The following is a 17718-nucleotide window of genomic DNA, read 5'->3' as shown; positions in this document are numbered from 1 at the left end:
GTCGGCTCCTCACCGTTCGTCATCGTCGGGGCGGCCGGAGTCGGCGGCTTCGTCGGGGTTGCCGGGGGCGGACTCCTCCGGTCCGTCCAGCGCGGCGGCATCGAGTCCGTCCAGCGCGGCGGCTTCGAGTTCGCTGAGCACCAGGTCCTCCACCAGGTCGGCCAGGGCGGCCACGGTGCGGGAGACCAGCACGTCGCGGGGGGTGAGCGTGACGCCGAAGGCGTCGTTGGCCCGAGAGGCGATCAGCAGGGCGCGCATGGAGTCGCCGCCCAGCTGGAAGAAGTCGTCGGTGGCGCCGACGGCGGTGTGCAGGGTCTCGGCCCAGATCTCCGCCACCGCCTCCTCGGTGGGGGTGCGGGGCGCGACCCGCCCGGCCGGCCCGGCCTCCTCCGGTGCGGGGGCGGGCAGGGCGGCGCGGTCGGTCTTGCCGCTCGCGGTGAGCGGGAAGCGCTCCAGCACGGCGAAGGCCGAGGGCACCATGTGCCCGGGCAGCGAGCGGGCGGCCAGGGCGCGCAGTTCGGCGCCGGTCGGTGGTTCGGTGCCGGGGGCGGCCAGCAGGTGGGCGACCAGCCGGGGCAGCCCGGGCTCGTCCTCCCGGATGCTCACCACGGCGTCCAGCACGGCCGGGTGGCGGGTCAGCACGGCCTCCACCTCGCCCGCCTCGATCCGGTGTCCGCGCAGTTTGAGCTGGTGGTCGGTGCGGCCCAGGTAGTGCAGTTCGCCGTGGCGGTCGCGGCGCACCAGGTCCCCGGTGCGGTACATCCGGGTGCCGGGCGGCCCGTACGGGTCGGCGGTGAAGCGGGCGGCGGTCAGGCCGGGGCGGCCGAGGTAGCCGCGGGCCAGGGCCGGTCCGCTGAGCCACAGTTCGCCGGGAACGCCGTCGGGCACCGGCCGCAGCCGGGCGTCCAGGACGTACGCGCCGGTGGCGGGCAGCGGGCGGCCGATCGGCGGGGCGGCGCCGTCCGCGGTCAGCGGCGCGGACCAGGTGGCGACCACGGTGGCCTCGGTGGGGCCGTAGGAGTTGACCATCCGGTGGTGCGGGGCCCAGCGGGCGACCAGCTCGGCGCCGCAGGCCTCGGCGCCGACGATCAGGGTCTTCAGCGCGGGCAGGCTGCCGGGGGTGTCGGCCGGCAGGGTGGCCAGGGCGGCGGGCGGCAGCAGGGTGTGGGTGATGCCCTCCGCCCGCAGCAGCCCGGCCAGTTGGGCGCCGAGCAGGGGGCCGGGCTCGGGCACCACCAGCCGGGCGCCGTGCGGCAGGGCCAGGCACAGTTCGAGCACCGAGGCGTCGAAGCTGGGGGTGGCGAAGGCCAGCACCCGGTCCCCGGGGGCGATCCGGTAGTGCTCGGCCTCGGCGGCGGCGAAGGCGGCCAGGCCGCGGTGGGTGACGACGACGCCCTTGGGGGTGCCGGTGGAGCCGGAGGTGAAGATGACGTAGGCCGGGTCGTCCGGGTCGAGCGGGCGGGTCCGGTCGGCGTCGGTCGGGCGGTGGTCCGGGGCTCCGTCCGAGGCGGCCAGGAGTTCGGCGACATCCTTGGCGTCCAGGGTCAGGGCGGGCGCCGCGTCGCGCAGCATCGCCTCGATCCGCTCCTCGGGGTAGTGCGGGTCGACGGGCAGGAACGCGGCGCCGGTCTTCGCCACGGCCAGTTCGGCGAGCACGGTGTCCGCCGATCGGGGCAGCAGCAGGGCGACGATCTCCCCGGGGCCGGCGCCGCGCGCGATCAGCCGGTGGGCGAGGCGGTCGGCGTGGGCCTCGGCCTCGGCGTAGGTCAGCTCCCGGCCGGCGGCGCTCAGGGCGACGGCCCGCGGCCACCGGTCCGCGGCGGCCTCGACCAGGGCGGGCAGGGTCATCGGGGGCACCGGGGCGAGCGCCGGGCGGGCCGGGCCACGCAGCAGCCGCTCGCGTTCGCCGGGCGGCAGCAGGTCCAGCTCGTCCAGCGGGGTGGTGCCGTCCGAGTCGGCCAGCGCGGACAGGGTGTGCAGCAGCTGGTCGGCGAGGCGGCCTGCGGTCTCCCGGTCGAGGTGGCGGGGGTCGTGGCCGAGTTCCACGGCGAGCCGCTCGCCGGGCGAGACGACCACGGTGAGCGGGTAGTTGGTGGCCTCCCGGGCGTCCAGTTCGCGTACCAGCAGGCCGTACGCGCCGGCCGTGGCGTCGCCGACCGGGTAGTTCTCGAAGACCACCAGGCTGTCGAACAGCTCGGTGCCCGGCGGGACCTGGCTCAGCCCGTGCATCCGCGCCAGCGGCAGGTGGTCGTGGCGGCGGTCTTCGGCCTGCTCCTCCTGGAGGGCGCGCAGCCAGTCGGCGCACGGCTGCCGGCCGTCGACGGCGACCCGGGCCGGCAGGGTGGTGATGAACAGGCCGACGATGTCGTCGGAGCCGGGCAGGTCGGTGGGCCGGCCGGAGACGGTGGTGCCGAAGCAGACCCGCCGTTCGCCGCTCCAGCGCGACAGCAGCAGCGCCCAGGCGCCCTGGACCACGGTGTTGAGGGTCAGCCGGTGGCGGCGGGCGAACTCCTGGAGCCGCTCGGTGCTCGCCTCGTCCAGCCGGTGCGAGAGCCAGTCCCCGGAGCGGGCGGTGTCGCCCGGGGCGGGCCGGCGGTCGTAGGGCAGCGCGGTGGGGGCGGTGAGGTCGGCCAGTACGCCGCGCCAGTGCTCGACGGCGGCGGCGGTGTCGCGGGCGGCGAGCCAGCCGACGTAGTCGGCGAAGGGCCGGCGCTCGGGCAGGGCGGGCCGCTCGCCACGGGCGAGGGCGGCGTGGGCGGCCAGCACGTCCGCGAGGACGTGGAAGACGCTCCAGCCGTCCAGCAGCACGTGGTGGAACTCCCACACCACCCGGACGGCGTCCGGGCCGAGCCGGATCAGGTCGAGCCTCAGCAGCGGGGCCCGGTCCAGGGCGAGCGGCCGGCCCCGGCGGTCGGCGAGCAACTCCTCCAGCCGGTCGCGCTGTTCGGCCGCCGTCAGGGCGCTCCAGTCGTGTTCGGTGACCGGCAGCGCGGCCTCACGGTGGACCAGCTGGAGCGGTACGGGGACGTCGCGCAGCACCACGGAGGTGCGCAGCACCGGGGTGCGGTCGACGACGTGCTGCCAGGCGGCGGCCAGCAGGCCCACGTCCCGGGCGCCGTCCAGGACGAAGGTGATCTGCTCGACGTACAGGCCGTGTTCGGCCTCGTCCAGGCCGTGCACCACCATGCCGGTCTGGGTGGGGGTGAGCGGCTGGATCTGCGTCACCTCCCGTCCGCTGCCGGCCAGTCGGTCGACGGCGGCCTGGTCGAGGCCGGCCAGCGGGAAGTCGGAGGGGGTGCGGCCGCCGGCGCCGGGTTCGGCGCAGTGGCGGACGATCTCCCGCAGCTCGTCCAGCAGTTCGGCGGCCAGCCTGGCGACCGTCCCGCCGTGGTGCACCGCGCGGGAGTAGGACCAGGTGAAGGAGAGCCGGCCCTCGGTGACCTGCCCGAGCACGTCCAGCAGGTGGGGGCGGCGGGCCGTGCGGTCCATGCCGCCGGTGAGCGGGCCGGCCGGGGCGTGCAGCAGGCCGCCGGGGGTGGCGGTCCGGTCCTGCCGGCCCAGGTAGTTGAAGCCGATCCGCGGCAGGGCCAGGCCCGGCACGGGCCGCAGGTGGCGCAGGGCGCCGTGGCCGAGGCCGCCGCCCGGGACGGCGCGCAGGCTCTCCTTGACGGCCTTCAGGGCGGTGCCGGTGTCGGCGCCCGGGGGCACGTCCAGGGCGACGGGGTACATCGTGGTGAACCAGCCGACGGTGCGGGACAGGTCGACGCCGTCGAGGAGTTCCTCGCGGCCGTGGCCCTCCAGGGCGACCAGCACCCGGCTGCGTCCGGTCCAGCGGGCCAGGACCCGGCCGAGGGCGCAGAGCAGGACGTCGTTGACCCGGGTGCGGTAGGCGTCGGGGACGTCCTGGAGGAGTCGGCGGGTGTCCTCGGCGCCCAGGGCGAAGGTGAGTGACTCCTCGGTGTCGGCGGTGTTGGCGCCGTCCAGGTCGGTGGGCAGGGTGTCGTCCAGGCCGGTGGGCGGGGTGTCGTCCACCAGGCCCTGCCAGTACGGGAGTTCCTGGTCGAAGCCGCCGGCCGCGGTGTGCGCGGAGAGCCGCTCGGCCCAGGCCCGGAAGGAGGTGGTCTTGGCGCCGAGGTCGGGCAGCTCGCCCGCGGCCAGGGCGCGGTGGGCGCGCTCCAGGTCCTCCAGCAGGATCCTCCAGGACACCGCGTCGACGACCAGGTGGTGCGCGGCCAGCAGCAGCACCGGGCGGGGCTCGCCGGGGAAGCGGCAGAGCGCGGCCCGCAGCAGCGGTCCGGCGGCCAGGTCGAAGCCGTCGGCCAGGCGCTCGCCGAGCTCCCGCAGGACGGCCTCCCGCCGCTCGCCCCCGGCGGCCTCGTGGACGCGCAGGTCGGGGGCCTGGCCGGGGGCGGTGCCGTGCTGGCGCCACCGGCCGTCGGCGAGCGGTTCGTAGCGCATCCGCAGGGCGTCGTGGTGGTCCAGGACGGCGGCCAGGGCGGCGCGCAGGGTGGGCTCGTCGGTGTCGGGGGCGAGGGTGAAGGAGACGGACTGGGTGAGCCGGGCCGGGTCGCCGTCGAGGGTGTCCAGCAGCCAGTGCTGGACGGGGGTGAGTGGGGCGTCGCCGGTGACGGCGCCCTGGTCGGCGGCCTGCTCGGGGCGCGGCGACCGTTCGGCGGCGCGGGCGAGTTCGGCCAGGGTCTGGTGGGCGAACAGGTGGCGGGGGGTCAGCGCGAGGCCGGCCCGGCGGGCCGCCGAAACGATCTGGATGCCGAGGATGGAGTCCCCGCCGAGGGCGAAGTAGTTGTCGTCGGCGCTCACTTCGGGCACGCCGAGCACCTCGCGCCAGATCGCGGCGAGGGCCCGCTCGGTGTCGGTGCCCGGCTGCCGGTCGCTCCCGGTGCCCTGGGCGGCGGGGACGGGGACGGGCAGGGCGCGCCGGTCCAGCTTGCCGGTGGCGCCGAGCGGCAGCCGCTCCAGCGGCACCACCAGGGCGGGCACCAGGTGGTCGGGCAGGGTGCGGCCGAGGAAGTCCCGCCACTCGCGCGGGTCGGGCAGGGCGCCGTCGCGCGGCACCGCGTAGCCGACCAGCCGCTTGTGGCCGTCCTGGTCGACCACCCGGGCGGCCGCGGCCGCCACCATGGGGTGGCGGGCCAGCGCGGCCTCGACCTCGCCGAGTTCGATCCGGAAGCCGCGCACCTTGACCTGGTCGTCGGCGCGGCCGAGGTAGTCGAGTTCGCCGTCGGCGCTCCAGCGCACCCGGTCGCCGGTGCGGTACATCCGGCTGCCGGGCGGGCCGTACGGGTCGGGCAGGAAGCGCCCGGCGGTCAGCCCGGGGCGGCGCAGGTAGCCGCGTGCCACGCCGGTGCCGGCCAGGTACAGCTCCCCCGGCGCGCCGACGGGCACCGGGCGCAGCCGCTCGTCCAGGACGTAGGCGCGGGCGCCGCCGACGGGCCGGCCGATCGGCGGGTCGCGGTCCGGGTCGGCGGGGTCGCAGGTGTGGGCGGTGGCGTAGACGGTGGCCTCGGTGGGGCCGTAGATGTTGAGCACCCGGCAGCCGGGGACGGCCTCGCGGACCTGGCGCACGGTGCGGGCGGGCAGTCCCTCGCCGGCCAGCACCACGGTGTCCGCGGCGAGGTGGACGGTGCCGTCGGCGAGCAGTCCGCCGAGCGCGGAGGGCACGGCGCTCAGCAGGCCCGCGCGCAGCGGGCCGGGCCGCTCGGCCAGGGCCAGCAGGTCGCGCAGCAGTTCCACGCGGCCGCCGGAGAGCAGCGGCGCGAAGATCTCGAACACCGAGACGTCGAAGTTGAGCGAGGTGGCGGCGAGCACGTGCTCCAGGCCGTGGCCGGCGAACTCGGCGGCGGCCCAGTCGGTCAGGGCGAGCACCGAGGCATGGGCGACCACCACGCCCTTGGGGCGGCCGGTCGAGCCGGAGGTGTGGATGACGTACGCGGGGTGCTCCGGGAGCAGGGCGCCGTGCCGCTCCTCCTCGCGTACGGGCTCGGCGGGGGCGGCGGCGAGCCGTTCCCGGCAGGCGGGGTCGTCCAGGACGATCCGGGCGTACGGGCCGTCCGGCAGCCGCTGCCCGGCGTCCGCGCCGGTGACCACGGCGTCGGGCCGGACGTCCTCGAAGAGGTAGGCGATCCGCTCGGCCGGGTAGCCGGGGTCGACGGGCAGGTACGCGGCGCCGCTCTTGAGCACCGCGAGCAGTGCCACGGCCAGCTCGACGGTGCGGGGCAGGGCGAGCGCGACGAAGCGCTCGGGGCCGGCCCCGGCCTCGATCAGCAGCCGGGCCAGCCGGTTGGAGCGTTCGTCCAGCTCCCGGTAGGTCAGCTGTTCGTCGCCGGAGCGGACGGCCGGGGCGTCGGGGGTGCGGGCGGCCTGCCGGGCGAAGGCCTGCGGCACGGTCCGCCGGGGCGCCTCGCGCACCGGGCCGGCGAGGCGGTCCAGCAGGGCGCGCCCCTCGGCCGGGTCCAGCAGCGGCAGGTCGCCGGCCGTCCGGTCGAGGCCGGCGGCCATCCCCGCGAGCAGGGTGCGCAGGCTCGCGCCGAGCCGTTCGACGGTGGCGGCGTCGAAGGCGGCCGGGTCGTGGTCCAGGCTGACCTCGATGTCCGCGCCGGGTGCCACCACCACGCTGAGCGGGTAGCTGGTCGGCTCCAGCACGTGCTCGGTCTCCACGCCGAGGCCGTGCCTGGTCAGCGACTCGGCGTCGAAGGGGTAGTTCTCGAAGACCACGATGCTGTCGAACAGGGCGGTGCCGCCGGGCAGTTCGCTCCAGCCCTGGAGCTGGGCCAGCGAGACGGCGTCGTGCCGGCGGGCCTCGGACTGCTGGTCCTGCACCTCCCGCAGCCAGTCCAGCAGCGGGCGGGCGGCGTCGATCCGCACCCGGGTCGGCAGGGCGTTGATGAACAGCCCCACCATCGAGGTGACGCCGGGCAGTTCGGCGGGCCGGCCGGAGACGATGGTGCCGAAGACCACGTCCTGCCCGCCGCCGTAGCGGGAGAGCAGCAGCGCCCAGGCGCCCTGGAGCACGGTGTTGACGGTCAGCCCGGCCTGCCGGGCGGTGTCGCGCAGCCGGTCGGACAGCTCGGGGCCGAGCGCGACCCGTACCGAGGCCGAGGAGGAGGCGCGGTGGGCGCCGGCCGGGCGGCGGTCCCGGGGCAGTTCGGTGGGGGCGGGGAAGCCGGCCAGGGTGTCGCGCCAGTACCCCTCGACCTGCGCCCGGTCCTGGCCGGCCAGCCAGCGCAGGTAGTCGGCGTAGGGCGCACGCTCCACCGGGGCGGGGGCGCGGCCGGCGGTGAGGGCGGCGTAGCGCTCGCAGACCTCGTCGAAGACCTGGGCGGCGCTCCAGCCGTCGAGCAGCACGTGGTGGAAGGTCCACACCACCCGCACCCGGGTCGGGGTCAGCCGGATCAGGGTCAGCCGCAGCAGCGGCGCGACGCCGAGGTCGAGCCCGGCCGCGCGGTCCTCGGCGAGCAGCCGGGCGGTGTCCCGCTCGACCTGCTCGGCGGGGCGGCCGCTCCAGTCGTGGTGGGTCACCGGGACGGCGGCCCGGTGCCGGACGACCTGGAGCGGTTCGGCGCCGTCCTGCCAGCTGAGCCGGGTGCGCAGGATGGCGTTGGCGTCGGCGGTCTGCTGCCAGGCCTCGGCCAGCGCGTGCGGGTCGGTGACCCCGGACAGCACCAGCTGCACCTGGTTGACGTAGGTGTCGCCGTCCGGGTCGAGCAGGCTGTGGAAGAGCATCCCGGCCTGCATCGGCGTCAGCGGGTAGACGTCGGCGACGGATCGGCCGTCCCCGGCGATCCGATCCACCGCCGCCTGGTCGAGCCGGGCGAGCGGGAAGTCGGACGGGGTGCGGCCGCCGGCGCCGGGCTCGGCGCAGTGGGCGACGATCTCCTCCAGCGCGCCCAGCATGGCCCGCGCCAGCCCGTCGACGGTGCTCGCGTGGTGCCGGCCGGCGCTGAAGTACCAGCCGATCTCCAGCCGACCGTCCTCGACCCGGGCGACGACGTCCAGCAGGTGGGGGCGCTCGGTGCCGGGGGCCTCCGTGCCGCCGAGGCCGCCTGGGACGGCGCGGACCAGGGCGGCGCCGTCGGCGGACCAGTCGAAGCGGCCCAGGTAGTTGAAGCTGATGCCGGGGGCGGGCGCGTCGGCGAGCGCCCCGTCCCGGGCGAGGTGGCGCAGCGCGCCGTAGCCGAGGCCGCGGTCGGGCACGGCCCGCAGCTGTTCCTTGACGGCCTTGAGCGCCGTGCCCCAGTCGCCCGCCGGGACGTCCAGGGCGACGGGGAAGAGCGAGGTGAACCAGCCGACCGTACGGGACAGGTCGAGGCCGTCGAACAGGCCGTCCTCGCGGCCGTGGCCCTCCAGGCCGACGGCGACGGTGCGGCGTCCGGTCCAGTCGGCGAGCACCCGGCCGAGCGCGGTGAGCAGCACGTCGTCGATCCGGGTGCGGTAGACGGCGGGGACGTGGCGCAGCAGGGCGTCGGTGCGTTCGCGGTCCAGCCGGACGGTCACCTCGCGCAGGTCGGCGGCGGTGTTGCCGCCCTCGCCGTCCACCGGCAGCGGCTCGGCACAGGCCCGGGCGGCGGCCGCCCAGTGGGCGCGCTGTCCGGCGAAGCCGCCGGCCGCGGTGTGCCCGGCCAGCCGGCGGGCCCACTCCCGGACGGAGCTGGTGCGGGCGGGCAGCCGCAGCGGGCGGCCCTCGACGGCCTGCCGGTAGGCGGTCTCCAGGTCCTCCAGCAGGACCCGCCAGGAGACGCCGTCGACGGCCAGGTGGTGGACGGCCAGCTGCAGCCGGTCGGGCCGGGTGCCGTCACCTGTGAGGAGACGGGCGGTGAGCAGCGGGCCGCCGTCCAGCCGGAAGGAGCGGTCCGCGGCCTCGTCCGCGGCGCCCGGCGCGCACACCTCCAGCAGCTCGGGGGCGGCCTCGTCGGCGGGGGCGCAGTGCTGCCGCCAGGTGCCGTCCTCGGCGCGGGTGAAGCGGGAGCGCAGCGCGTCGTGGTGCGCCCACAGGGCGGCCAGCGCCCGGCGCAGGGCCTGCGGGTCGACGGCGCCGGGGGCCTCCACCACGACGGACTGGTCGAACTGCCCGGCGTGCGGCGGGTTCGGGTCGAGGAACCAGTGCTGGATCGGCGTCAGGCCGACCTCGCCGCTGACGGGTTCGGTGCCGGCCACGGTGACGGCGCTGCCGGCGGCCGCGGCCAGGGCGGCGACGGTGGGGTGCCGGAAGAGGTCGCGCGGGGAGAGCGCGAGTCCGGCGGCGCGGGCCCGGGAGACGACCTGGATGCTCAGGATGGAGTCGCCGCCGAGCAGGAAGAAGTCGTCGTCCAGCCCGACCCGTTCGACGCCGAGCAGCTCGGACCAGATCGCGGCGAGCAGCCGTTCGCGGTCGGTGCCGGGGGCGCGGTGGGGGCGGTCGCCGCCCGCCGACCAGTCGGGGACGGGGAGCCTGCGGCGGTCCACCTTGCCGTTGGCGGTGAGCGGGAGTTCGGGCAGGGTGACGAAGGCCGCGGGCAGCATGTAGTCGGGCAGGTCGGCGGCCAGGTGGGCGCGCAGTTCGGCGGCGCCGGGCGGCTCGGCGCCCTCGGCGGGCACTAGGTGGGCGGCGAGGCGCTTGCGTCCGGCGTCCTGGTGCAGCGAGACGACGGCCTCGGCGACGGCCGGGTGGGCGGTGAGCCTGGCCTCGATCTCGGCGGGTTCGATCCGGAAGCCGCGGATCTTGATCTGGTCGTCGGCGCGGCCGACGAAGTGCAGTTCGCCGTCCTCGCTCCACCGGACGGTGTCGCCGGTGCGGTACATCCGGCCGCCGGGCGGGCCGAAGGGGTCGGCGAGATAGCGGGCGGCGCTCTCGCCGGGGCGGCCCGCGTAGCCGCGGGCGAGGCCGGCCCCGGCGATGTACAGCTCGCCGGTGACGCCCGGGGGCTGCGGCTGGAGCGCGCCGTCCAGGACGTACACCCGGGTGTTGTCCAGCGGGCGGCCGATCGGCAGGACGGCGGGCAGGTCGTCGCCGGCCCGGAAGGCCCGGCGGGTGGCGAAGGTGGTGGTCTCGGTCGGGCCGTAGCCGTCGACCACGGTGAGGCCGGGGCAGGCCGCCAGGACCTTGCGGACGGCGGCGCCGGGCACCGCCTCGCCGCCGGTCCACACCTCGCGGGCGCCGCGCAGGCAGCCCGGGTCCTCCTGGGCGAGCAGCCGGAACAGGCCGGCGGTCAGCCACAGGAAGCGCACGCCCCGCTCGGTGACGGCGTGCCGGACGGCGGCGGCGTCCAGGTCCTGCGGCGGGGCGAGGACGGCGGTGCCGCCGCGCAGCAGCGGCACCCAGAGTTCGTAGGTGGCGGCGTCGAAGGCGTGCGGGGAGTGCACCAGCACCCGGTCGTGGCCGGCGAAGGCGCGGTCCAGGGCGAGTGCGGCGACGTCCCGGCGGCGCACCGCGACGCCCTTGGGGGTGCCGGTGGAGCCCGAGGTGAACATCAGGTACTGGACGTTGTCGGGGTGGACGGCCGCCGGGGCCGGGGCCGGGGCCTGCCGGTCGCCGGGCAGGTCCACCCGCAGCACCCGCTCGGCGGGGCGCAGTTCGGCGGCCGCACCCGCCCGGTGGGCGTCGGTGAGCAGCAGGTCCGCGCCGGCCTCGGCCAGCATCCGGTGCAGCCGCTCGCGCGGCGCCCGGCCGTCCAGCGGCACGTACACCCCGCCGGTGCGGACCAGCGCCAGCTGGGCGACGACCAGGTCGACGGAGCGTTCCATCAGCACCCCGACGGGCTGCTCGACCCGGACCCCGTGCGCGGTCAGCCGTGCGGCCAGCTCGGCGGCCAGGGCGTCGAGTTCGCGGTACGTCAGGTGTCGGTCGCCGGCCTCCAGGGCGATCGCGCCGGGGGTGCGGAGCACCTGGGCGGCGAACAGCTCGGCGATGTCGGCGGCGGGCTCCTCGGCGGCGGTGGCGTTCCAGTCGACCAGGACGCGCCGGCGCTCCTGCCCGGTCAGCAGCGGCAGCCGCGCGGGCGGGCGGTGGGCGCCCTCGGGCAGGCCCGCCAGGACGGCGGTGAGCTGCCCGGCGAGCCTGCGCACCGTGGCTTCGTCGAACAGCCGCGGGTCGTAGCAGAGCCGCAGCGACAGTTCCGGGCCCGGGTAGGCCAGCAGGGCGAGCGGGTAGTTGGTGGTCTCGATGCCGTCCAGCTCGCGCAGCCGCAGGCCGTGGGCGTCGGCCGCGTCCTCGTCGACCGGGTAGTTCTCGAAGACCACCAGGCTGTCGAACAGGGCGGTCTGCTCGGGCAGTTCGGTGCAGGATCGCATCCGGACGAGCGGGACGAAGCCGTGCCGCCGGTCCTCGCTCTGCTCGCGCTGGAGGGCCCGCAGCCAGTCGAGCAGGGTGCCGTCGGCGGGCAGCGTGGTGCGGGTCGGCAGGGTGGTGATGAACAGGCCGGTCATCGTCTCGACGCCGGGCAGCTCGGGCGGCCGCCCGGAGGAGGTGGTGCCGTACACCACCTCGGCCCGCCCGGCCTGGCGGCCCAGCAGCACCGCCCAGGCGCCCTGGACGAGCGTGTTGAGGGTCAGCCCGGAGCCGCGCGCGAGGTCCTCCAGGGCCCTGGTCGCGGCGGCGGGCAGGGTGAACGGCACGGCCCGGGTGGACTCCGCGCGGTGGCTGCGCACCGGCTCCCGGTCGTACGGCAGCGGTGTGGCCTCGGCCAGTCCGGCGAGGCGGGTGCGCCAGTGCCGTTCGGCCTCGGCGTGGTCGCGCTCGGCCAGCCAGGCCAGGTAGTCGCGGTAGGGGCGGCGCTCCGGCACGGTGCCGTACGGGACTTCCGCTCCCGGGCCGGCCAGGGCGGCTCCCGAACGGACCAGGGCGGCGTGCACCGCGAAGACGTCGGAGAGCACCTGGAACAGGCTCCAGCCGTCCAGCACCAGGTGGTGGAAGGACCAGAGCACCCGCACCCGGCCGTCCGAGAGCCGGATCAGCAGCAGCCGCTGCAGCGGGGCCTTCGCCAGGTCGAGGCCGCGGGCCCGGTCGCGGTCCAGCAGTTCGGCCGTCCGGGTGCGGCGCTCCTCCTCGGGCAGCTCGCGCCAGTCCAGGTGGGTGACGGGCACGGCCACCCGGCGGTGCACCACCAGCAGCGGCTCGGGCACCTCCTGCCAGCGGACGTGGGCGCGCAGCACCGCGGTGCGGTCGGTGACCCACTGCCAGGCCTCGGCGAGGCGCGCCGGGTCGGGCACCCCGTCGAGGACGAAGTCCAGCTGCTGGAAGTAGGCGCCGCTGTCCTCCTCGGCGAGGCCGTGGAAGAGCATGCCGGACTGGGTCGGGGTGAGCGGCAGGACGTCCTCCACCGCGCCCGGGTCGGCGCCGGTGATCCGGTCGACCGCCGCCTGGTCGAGCCGGGCCAGCGGGAAGTCGGACGGGGTGCGCCCGGCGGCGCCGGGGCGGGCCGCGTGGCGGGCGAGGTCGGCCAGCTCCGCGGCGAAGCGCCGGGCCAGCGCCTCGACGGTCCCGCCGCGGTGGACGGCGGCGGAGTGGAACCAGGTGAACTCCAGCGCGTCGCCGTCCAGGCGGCCGACCACCTCCAGCGGGTGGGGGCGTTCGACGGCCGGGTCGGCGTCCAGCTCCAGCGGCCGGAAGGTGCCGCGGAACAGCCCGTCCTGGTCGTCCGGCAGGGCGATGCGGCCCAGGTAGTTGAAGCCGATCCGGGCCGGCGGGATCTCGGGCGCGGTGCCGGGGCGGCCGAGGTGGCGCAGCGCCTCGAAGCCGAGGCCGCGCCGGGGGACGGCCCGCAGCTGCTCCTTGACCTGCTTGAGGACGGTGTCCCAGTCGGCTCCGGCGGGGGCGGCCAGGGCGACGGGGTGGCGGGTGGTGAACCAGCCGACCGTACGGCTGAGGTCGAGGTCGGGGAACAGCTCCTCGCGCCCGTGGCCCTCGACGTCCACCACGACCCGCTCCAGGCCGCTCTCCGCGCACAGCGCCCGGCCGAGCGCGCTCAGCAGCACGTCGTTGGCCTGGGTGCGGTAGGTGTCGGGCAGGGTGCGCAGCAGGGCGGCGGTGTCGGCGGCGCTCAGCCGGACGGTGACGGAGCGTTCGGTGGCGTAGGTGTCCGGGCCGTCCAGCTCCGCCGCGAACGGCTCGGCGCTCGGCGCGGGAACGGCCCGCGCCCAGTAGGCGCTCTCGTCCTCGAAGCCGCCCCCGGCGGCGAAGTCGCTCAGCCGCTCGGACCACTGCCGCAGCGGGGAGGACTTCGCCGGAAGCGCGGCGGCCCCGTCCCGGCCGTCGCGGCGGGCGCGGTAGGCGGTGTCGAGGTCCTCCAGCAGCACCCGCCAGGAGACCCCGTCCACCACCAGGTGGTGCACCGCCAGGTGCAGGACGGGCGGGCGCCCCTCGGCGCGCTCGTGCAGCACGGCGCGCAGCAGCGGCCCGCCGCCGCCCAGGTCGTAGGGGCCGAAGTGCGGGGTGTCGCGGTCCGGGCCGGTGTGCCGGGGCAGGGGGATCCGGGCGGCCGGATCCTGGATCCGCCACCGGACGGCCCCGGCGTCGTCCGGGGCGGTGAAGGCCGAGCGCAGCGCGTCGTGGTGGGCGACCAGGTCGTTCAGGGCGTCCTCCAGCGCCGCCCGGTCGAGGTCGTCGGGCAGCAGCAGGGAGAGCGCCTGGCCGAAGTGGCCGGCCCGGCCGGCGGCCAGCTCGAACCACCAGCGCTGGATCGGGGTCGGCACGGCGTCGCCGGTGGCGGCGACCGGCGCGGGGGCGGCCGGGGCCTGGGCGTCCTCCGCGGCCAGGGCGAGCGCGGCGACGGTCTGGTGACGGTAGAGGTCCCGGGAGGTCACCGCCAGTCCGGCCTGCCGGGAGCGGGCCACCACCTGGATGCCGAGGATGGAGTCGCCGCCGAGGTCGAAGAAGTTGTCGTCGGCGCCGACCCGCTCCAGCCGCAGCACCTCGGCCCAGATGCCGGCGAGCGCGCGTTCGGCGGGCGTGCGGGGGGCGACGTGGCGGGTGGCGGGCGCGACCGGTCCCGGGTCGGGCAGCCGGCCGCGGTCGAGGGTGCCGTCGGGGCCCAGCGGCAGGGCGGTCAGCGGCACCACGACGGCGGGGACCAGGTGGTCGGGCAGGGTCAGGGCGAGGGTGCGGCGCACCGCCTCGGGCTCGATCCGGCCGCCGGGGACGGGCACGGCGTAGCCGACCAGCCGCCCGGTGCCCTCGGTGAGGACGACGGCCGCCTCGGCCACGCCCGGGCAGCGCCGCAGCGCCTGCGCCGCCTCCTCCGGGTCGGTCTGTAGCCCCCGGGGCTCGGCCCAGTGCTCGACCCGGCCGAGGTGCTCCAGTTCGCCGTCGGCCGTCCACCGCACCAGCTCCCCGGTGCGGTGGAGCCGCTCCCCCGGCGCTCCGTACGGGTCGGCGACGAGCCCCTGCTGCTGGGGGAAGTCCCCGGCGAGGTACAACTCGCCCGGGACGCCCACCGGTTGGGGTCGCAGCCCGCGGTCGAGGACGTACGCCCCGGTCCACCCGGGCAGTGCCGCCGCCAGGACGCCCGGGAGCTCCACGGGTGCCTTCCGGGCGTCGAGCAGCGCCCGCTGCTCCGCCTCGGGGATCATCGGCAGTTCGGCGAGGGTGCGCTGCGGCCCGTCCGCCATCCCGGCCAGCAGGTGGTGCAGCCGGTCCGCCAGCGCGGTCACGGTCCGCCGGTCGAACAGGTCGGTGTCGTACTCCACCGTCAGCGTGCAGCCGCCGGCCTCGTCGGGGGTGAACTCCAGCACCAGGTCGAAGCGGGCGGCCGGGCGGGGCAGCGGGTGGTCGGTGAAACGCAGTCCGCCGGTGGGCGCCGGGGTGGTGGGGGTCTGCTGGACGACGACGACCTGGACCAGCGGGGTCCGGCTGGGGTCGCGGGGCGGGGCCAGTTCCTCGACCACCCGGTCGAAGGGCACCTCGGCGTGGGCGAAGGCGTCCAGCAGGGTGGTGCGCATGCTCTCCACGAAGCGGTCGACGGTGGCCCGTTCGTCCACGTCGCCGCGCAGCACCACGGTGTTGACGAAGAAGCCGGTCACCTCCTCCAGTTCCCGCCGCTCCCGCCCGTTGGTGACGGTGCCGAGGGCCACGTCCCGTTGGCCGGAGTAGCGCGAGAGCAGCAGCGCGGACGCCCCGGCGAACAGGGTGAACACGGTGGTGCCGCGGCCTGCGGCGAGGTGGCGCAGCCGCTCGACCAGTTCGGCCGGGAGGTGGTGGCGGTGCGCGGCACCGTGGCCGGCGCGCTGGGCGGGCCGGGGGCGGTCGGTGGGCAGCCGCAGGGTCGGCAGGCCTGCCAGGGTGCGCTTCCAGTAGGCGAGGTCCGGTGCGTGGTCGGTGCGGCGGTGCTGCTCCCAGTGGGCGTAGTCGGGGTACTGGAGGGCGGGGGCGGGCAGGGTGTCCGGTTCGCCGGCGGCCTCCGCGCGGTGGAGTTCGGCCAGTTCGCGGGTGAGGACGCCCACCGACCAGCCGTCGGTGACGATGTGGTGCTGCGCCAGCAGCAGCAGGTGCTCGTCGGCGGCGAGCCGGATCAGCAGCAGCCGGGTGAGCGGGCCCGTGGCCAGGTCGTAGGGCCGGGCCAGTTCCTCGGCCAGCAGGCGTTCGGCCGCCGCGGCGCGCTCCCCGGCGGGCAGGGCGCCGAGGTCCTCGGTGCGCAGCGGCGGTTCGGCCCGTTCGGCGACCCGCTGGACGAGCCGTCCGTCGACGGTGGCGACGGTGGTGCGCAGCGAGTCGTGCCGGGTGGTGAGCCGCCGCAGGGCCCGGCCGAGGGCCTCCCGGTCGAGGGGGCCGTGCAGCCGCAGGGCCACGCCGGTGTTGTTGGCGGTGCCGCCGGGGGTGAGGTCGTCCAGGAACCAGAGCCTGCGCTGGGCGCTGGACAGCGGCAGCGGCTCGCCGCGCGGGGCGGGCGGGACGGGCTCGTTCGGCGCGGCGGTGGCCGGCTGGTCGAGCAGCGGGGCGAGGGCGGCGACGGTGCGGGCGGTGAAGACGTCCCGCAGGGTGAGCCGGGCGCCCAGCCGTTCGGCGATCCGGGTCAGGGTGCGGGCGGCGAGGACGGAGTCGCCGCCGAGGTCGAAGAAGTCGTCCTCGGCGCCCACCTCGTCGTGGCCGAGGACCTCGGCCCAGATGGCGGCGAGGTCCCGCTCCCGCCCGGTGCGCGGGGCGAGCGGTGCGGCGGTGGTGCGCCGGGCGGGCGCGGGCAGCGCCCGCTGGTCGATCTTGAGCTGTGGGGTGAGCGGGAACGCGTCCAGGACGACGACGGCGGCGGGCACCAGGTGGGCGGGCAGCGCGGCGGCCAGGGCGGTGCGCAGCTCGGCCGGGTCGGGGGCGTGCCCGGGGTCGGCGGGCGTGGCGTAGCCGACCAGCCGGGTGTGGCCCGGCTCGTCCTCGCGGACGATGACGACGGCCTGGTCGACGGCGGGGTGGGCGCGCAGCGCGGCCTCGATCTCGCCGGGCTCGATCCGGAAGCCGCGGACCTTGACCTGCCGGTCGAGCCGGCCGAGGAACTCCAGTTCCCCGTCGGCGTTGCGGCGGGCCCGGTCGCCGGTGCGGTAGAGCCGGGCGCCGGGCGGGCCGAAGGGGTCGGCGACGAAGCGCGCGGCGGTCAGGCCGGGGCGGCCGAGGTAGCCGCGGGCGACGCCCTCGCCGCCGAGGTACAGCTCGCCGTCGGCGCCGGCCGGTTGGGGCCGCATGGCCTCGTCGAGGACGTACACCCGGGCGTGCGGCAGGGCGTCGCCGATGCCGGGGGTGCCGGTGCCGGCGGTGAGCGGTCCGGTCCAGGTGGCGACGATGGTGGCCTCGGTCGGGCCGTAGGAGTTGATCATGCGTCGGCCGGGCGCCCAGCGGTCGACCAGTTCGGCGGGGCAGGCCTCGGCGCCGACGATCAGGGTGCGCAGGTGGTGGCCGGCGCCGGCGGGGACGGTCGCCAGGGCGGCGGGCGGGATCAGGGTGTGGGTGATGCGGTGCTCGTCCAGGACGGCGGCGAGTTCCTCGCCCAGCCAGGGGCCGTCCGGGGGGATCACCAGGGTGGCGCCGGTGAGGACGGAGACGAACAGCTCCAGGACGGAGGCGTCGAAGCTGGGCGAGGAGAACTGGAGCACCCGGTCCCCGGGCCGGACCGCGTAGTTCTCGACGGCGGCGGCGGTGAAGCCGGCGATCCCGCGGTGGGTGACGACCACGCCCTTGGGGGTGCCGGTGGAGCCCGAGGTGTAGATCACGTACGCCGGGTGGTCGGTGCCCGCCACGGCCGGGACGCCCGGGTCGCCGGGGTCGCCCGTCTCCAGCGTGTCGCGGACCGCGGCCGGGTCGTCCAGCACGATCACGGGGTCGGCGTCGGCGAGCATCAGCGCCCGCCGCTCGGCGGGGTAGGCCGGGTCCACGGGCAGGAAGGCGGCGCCCGCCCGGACGACGGCCAGTTCGGCGGCGACGAGTTCCATGGAGCGCGGCAGGACCAGCGCCACCGTGCGCTCCGGGCCGGCGCCGCGCCGGCGCAGCTCGCGGGCCAGCCGCTCGACGCGTTCCGCGAGGTCCTGGTACGTCCAGGCGCGCCGGCCGTCGGTCACCGCGGGTGCGTGGGGCGTGCGGGCCGCCTGGGCGGCGAACAGCGCGTCGAGGGTCCGGGGTGCGACGGCTCCCGGGGCTTCGGCGGTGCCGCCGGCCTGCGGCGGAGCGAACGGGCGCACGGGCTGGGCAGGCCGGTCGGCCATGGCGGAAGGTCCTTCCGATGGGGGCGACGACGAGGGCACCGGGGCAGG

At 77.2% G+C, this 17718-nt stretch carries 1 protein-coding gene; it reads right to left on the bottom strand.

The window, feature by feature from the left end; translation table 11 throughout:
• Nucleotides 1–9: 9 nt before the first annotated feature.
• Nucleotides 10–17670, bottom strand: coding sequence for a non-ribosomal peptide synthase/polyketide synthase (locus tag ACGF0D_RS11450; protein WP_392914944.1), 17661 nt, complete (start codon nt 17668–17670; stop codon nt 10–12).
• Between the last annotated feature and the right edge of the window lie 48 nt (nt 17671–17718).

This window comes from Kitasatospora sp. NPDC048298, assembly GCF_043201465.1.
Taxonomy (GTDB): Bacteria; Actinomycetota; Actinomycetes; order Streptomycetales; family Streptomycetaceae; genus Kitasatospora.
Note: the sequence above shows the minus strand (reverse complement) of the source record. Positions and strands in the feature narration are given on the sequence as shown.

What these genes read in the sequence shown, in the direction of transcription:
- ACGF0D_RS11450 (WP_392914944.1), bottom strand. Translation starts at nt 17,670, where the DNA reads ATGGCCGACCGGCCTGCCCAGCCCGTGCGCCCGTTCGCTCCGCCGCAG.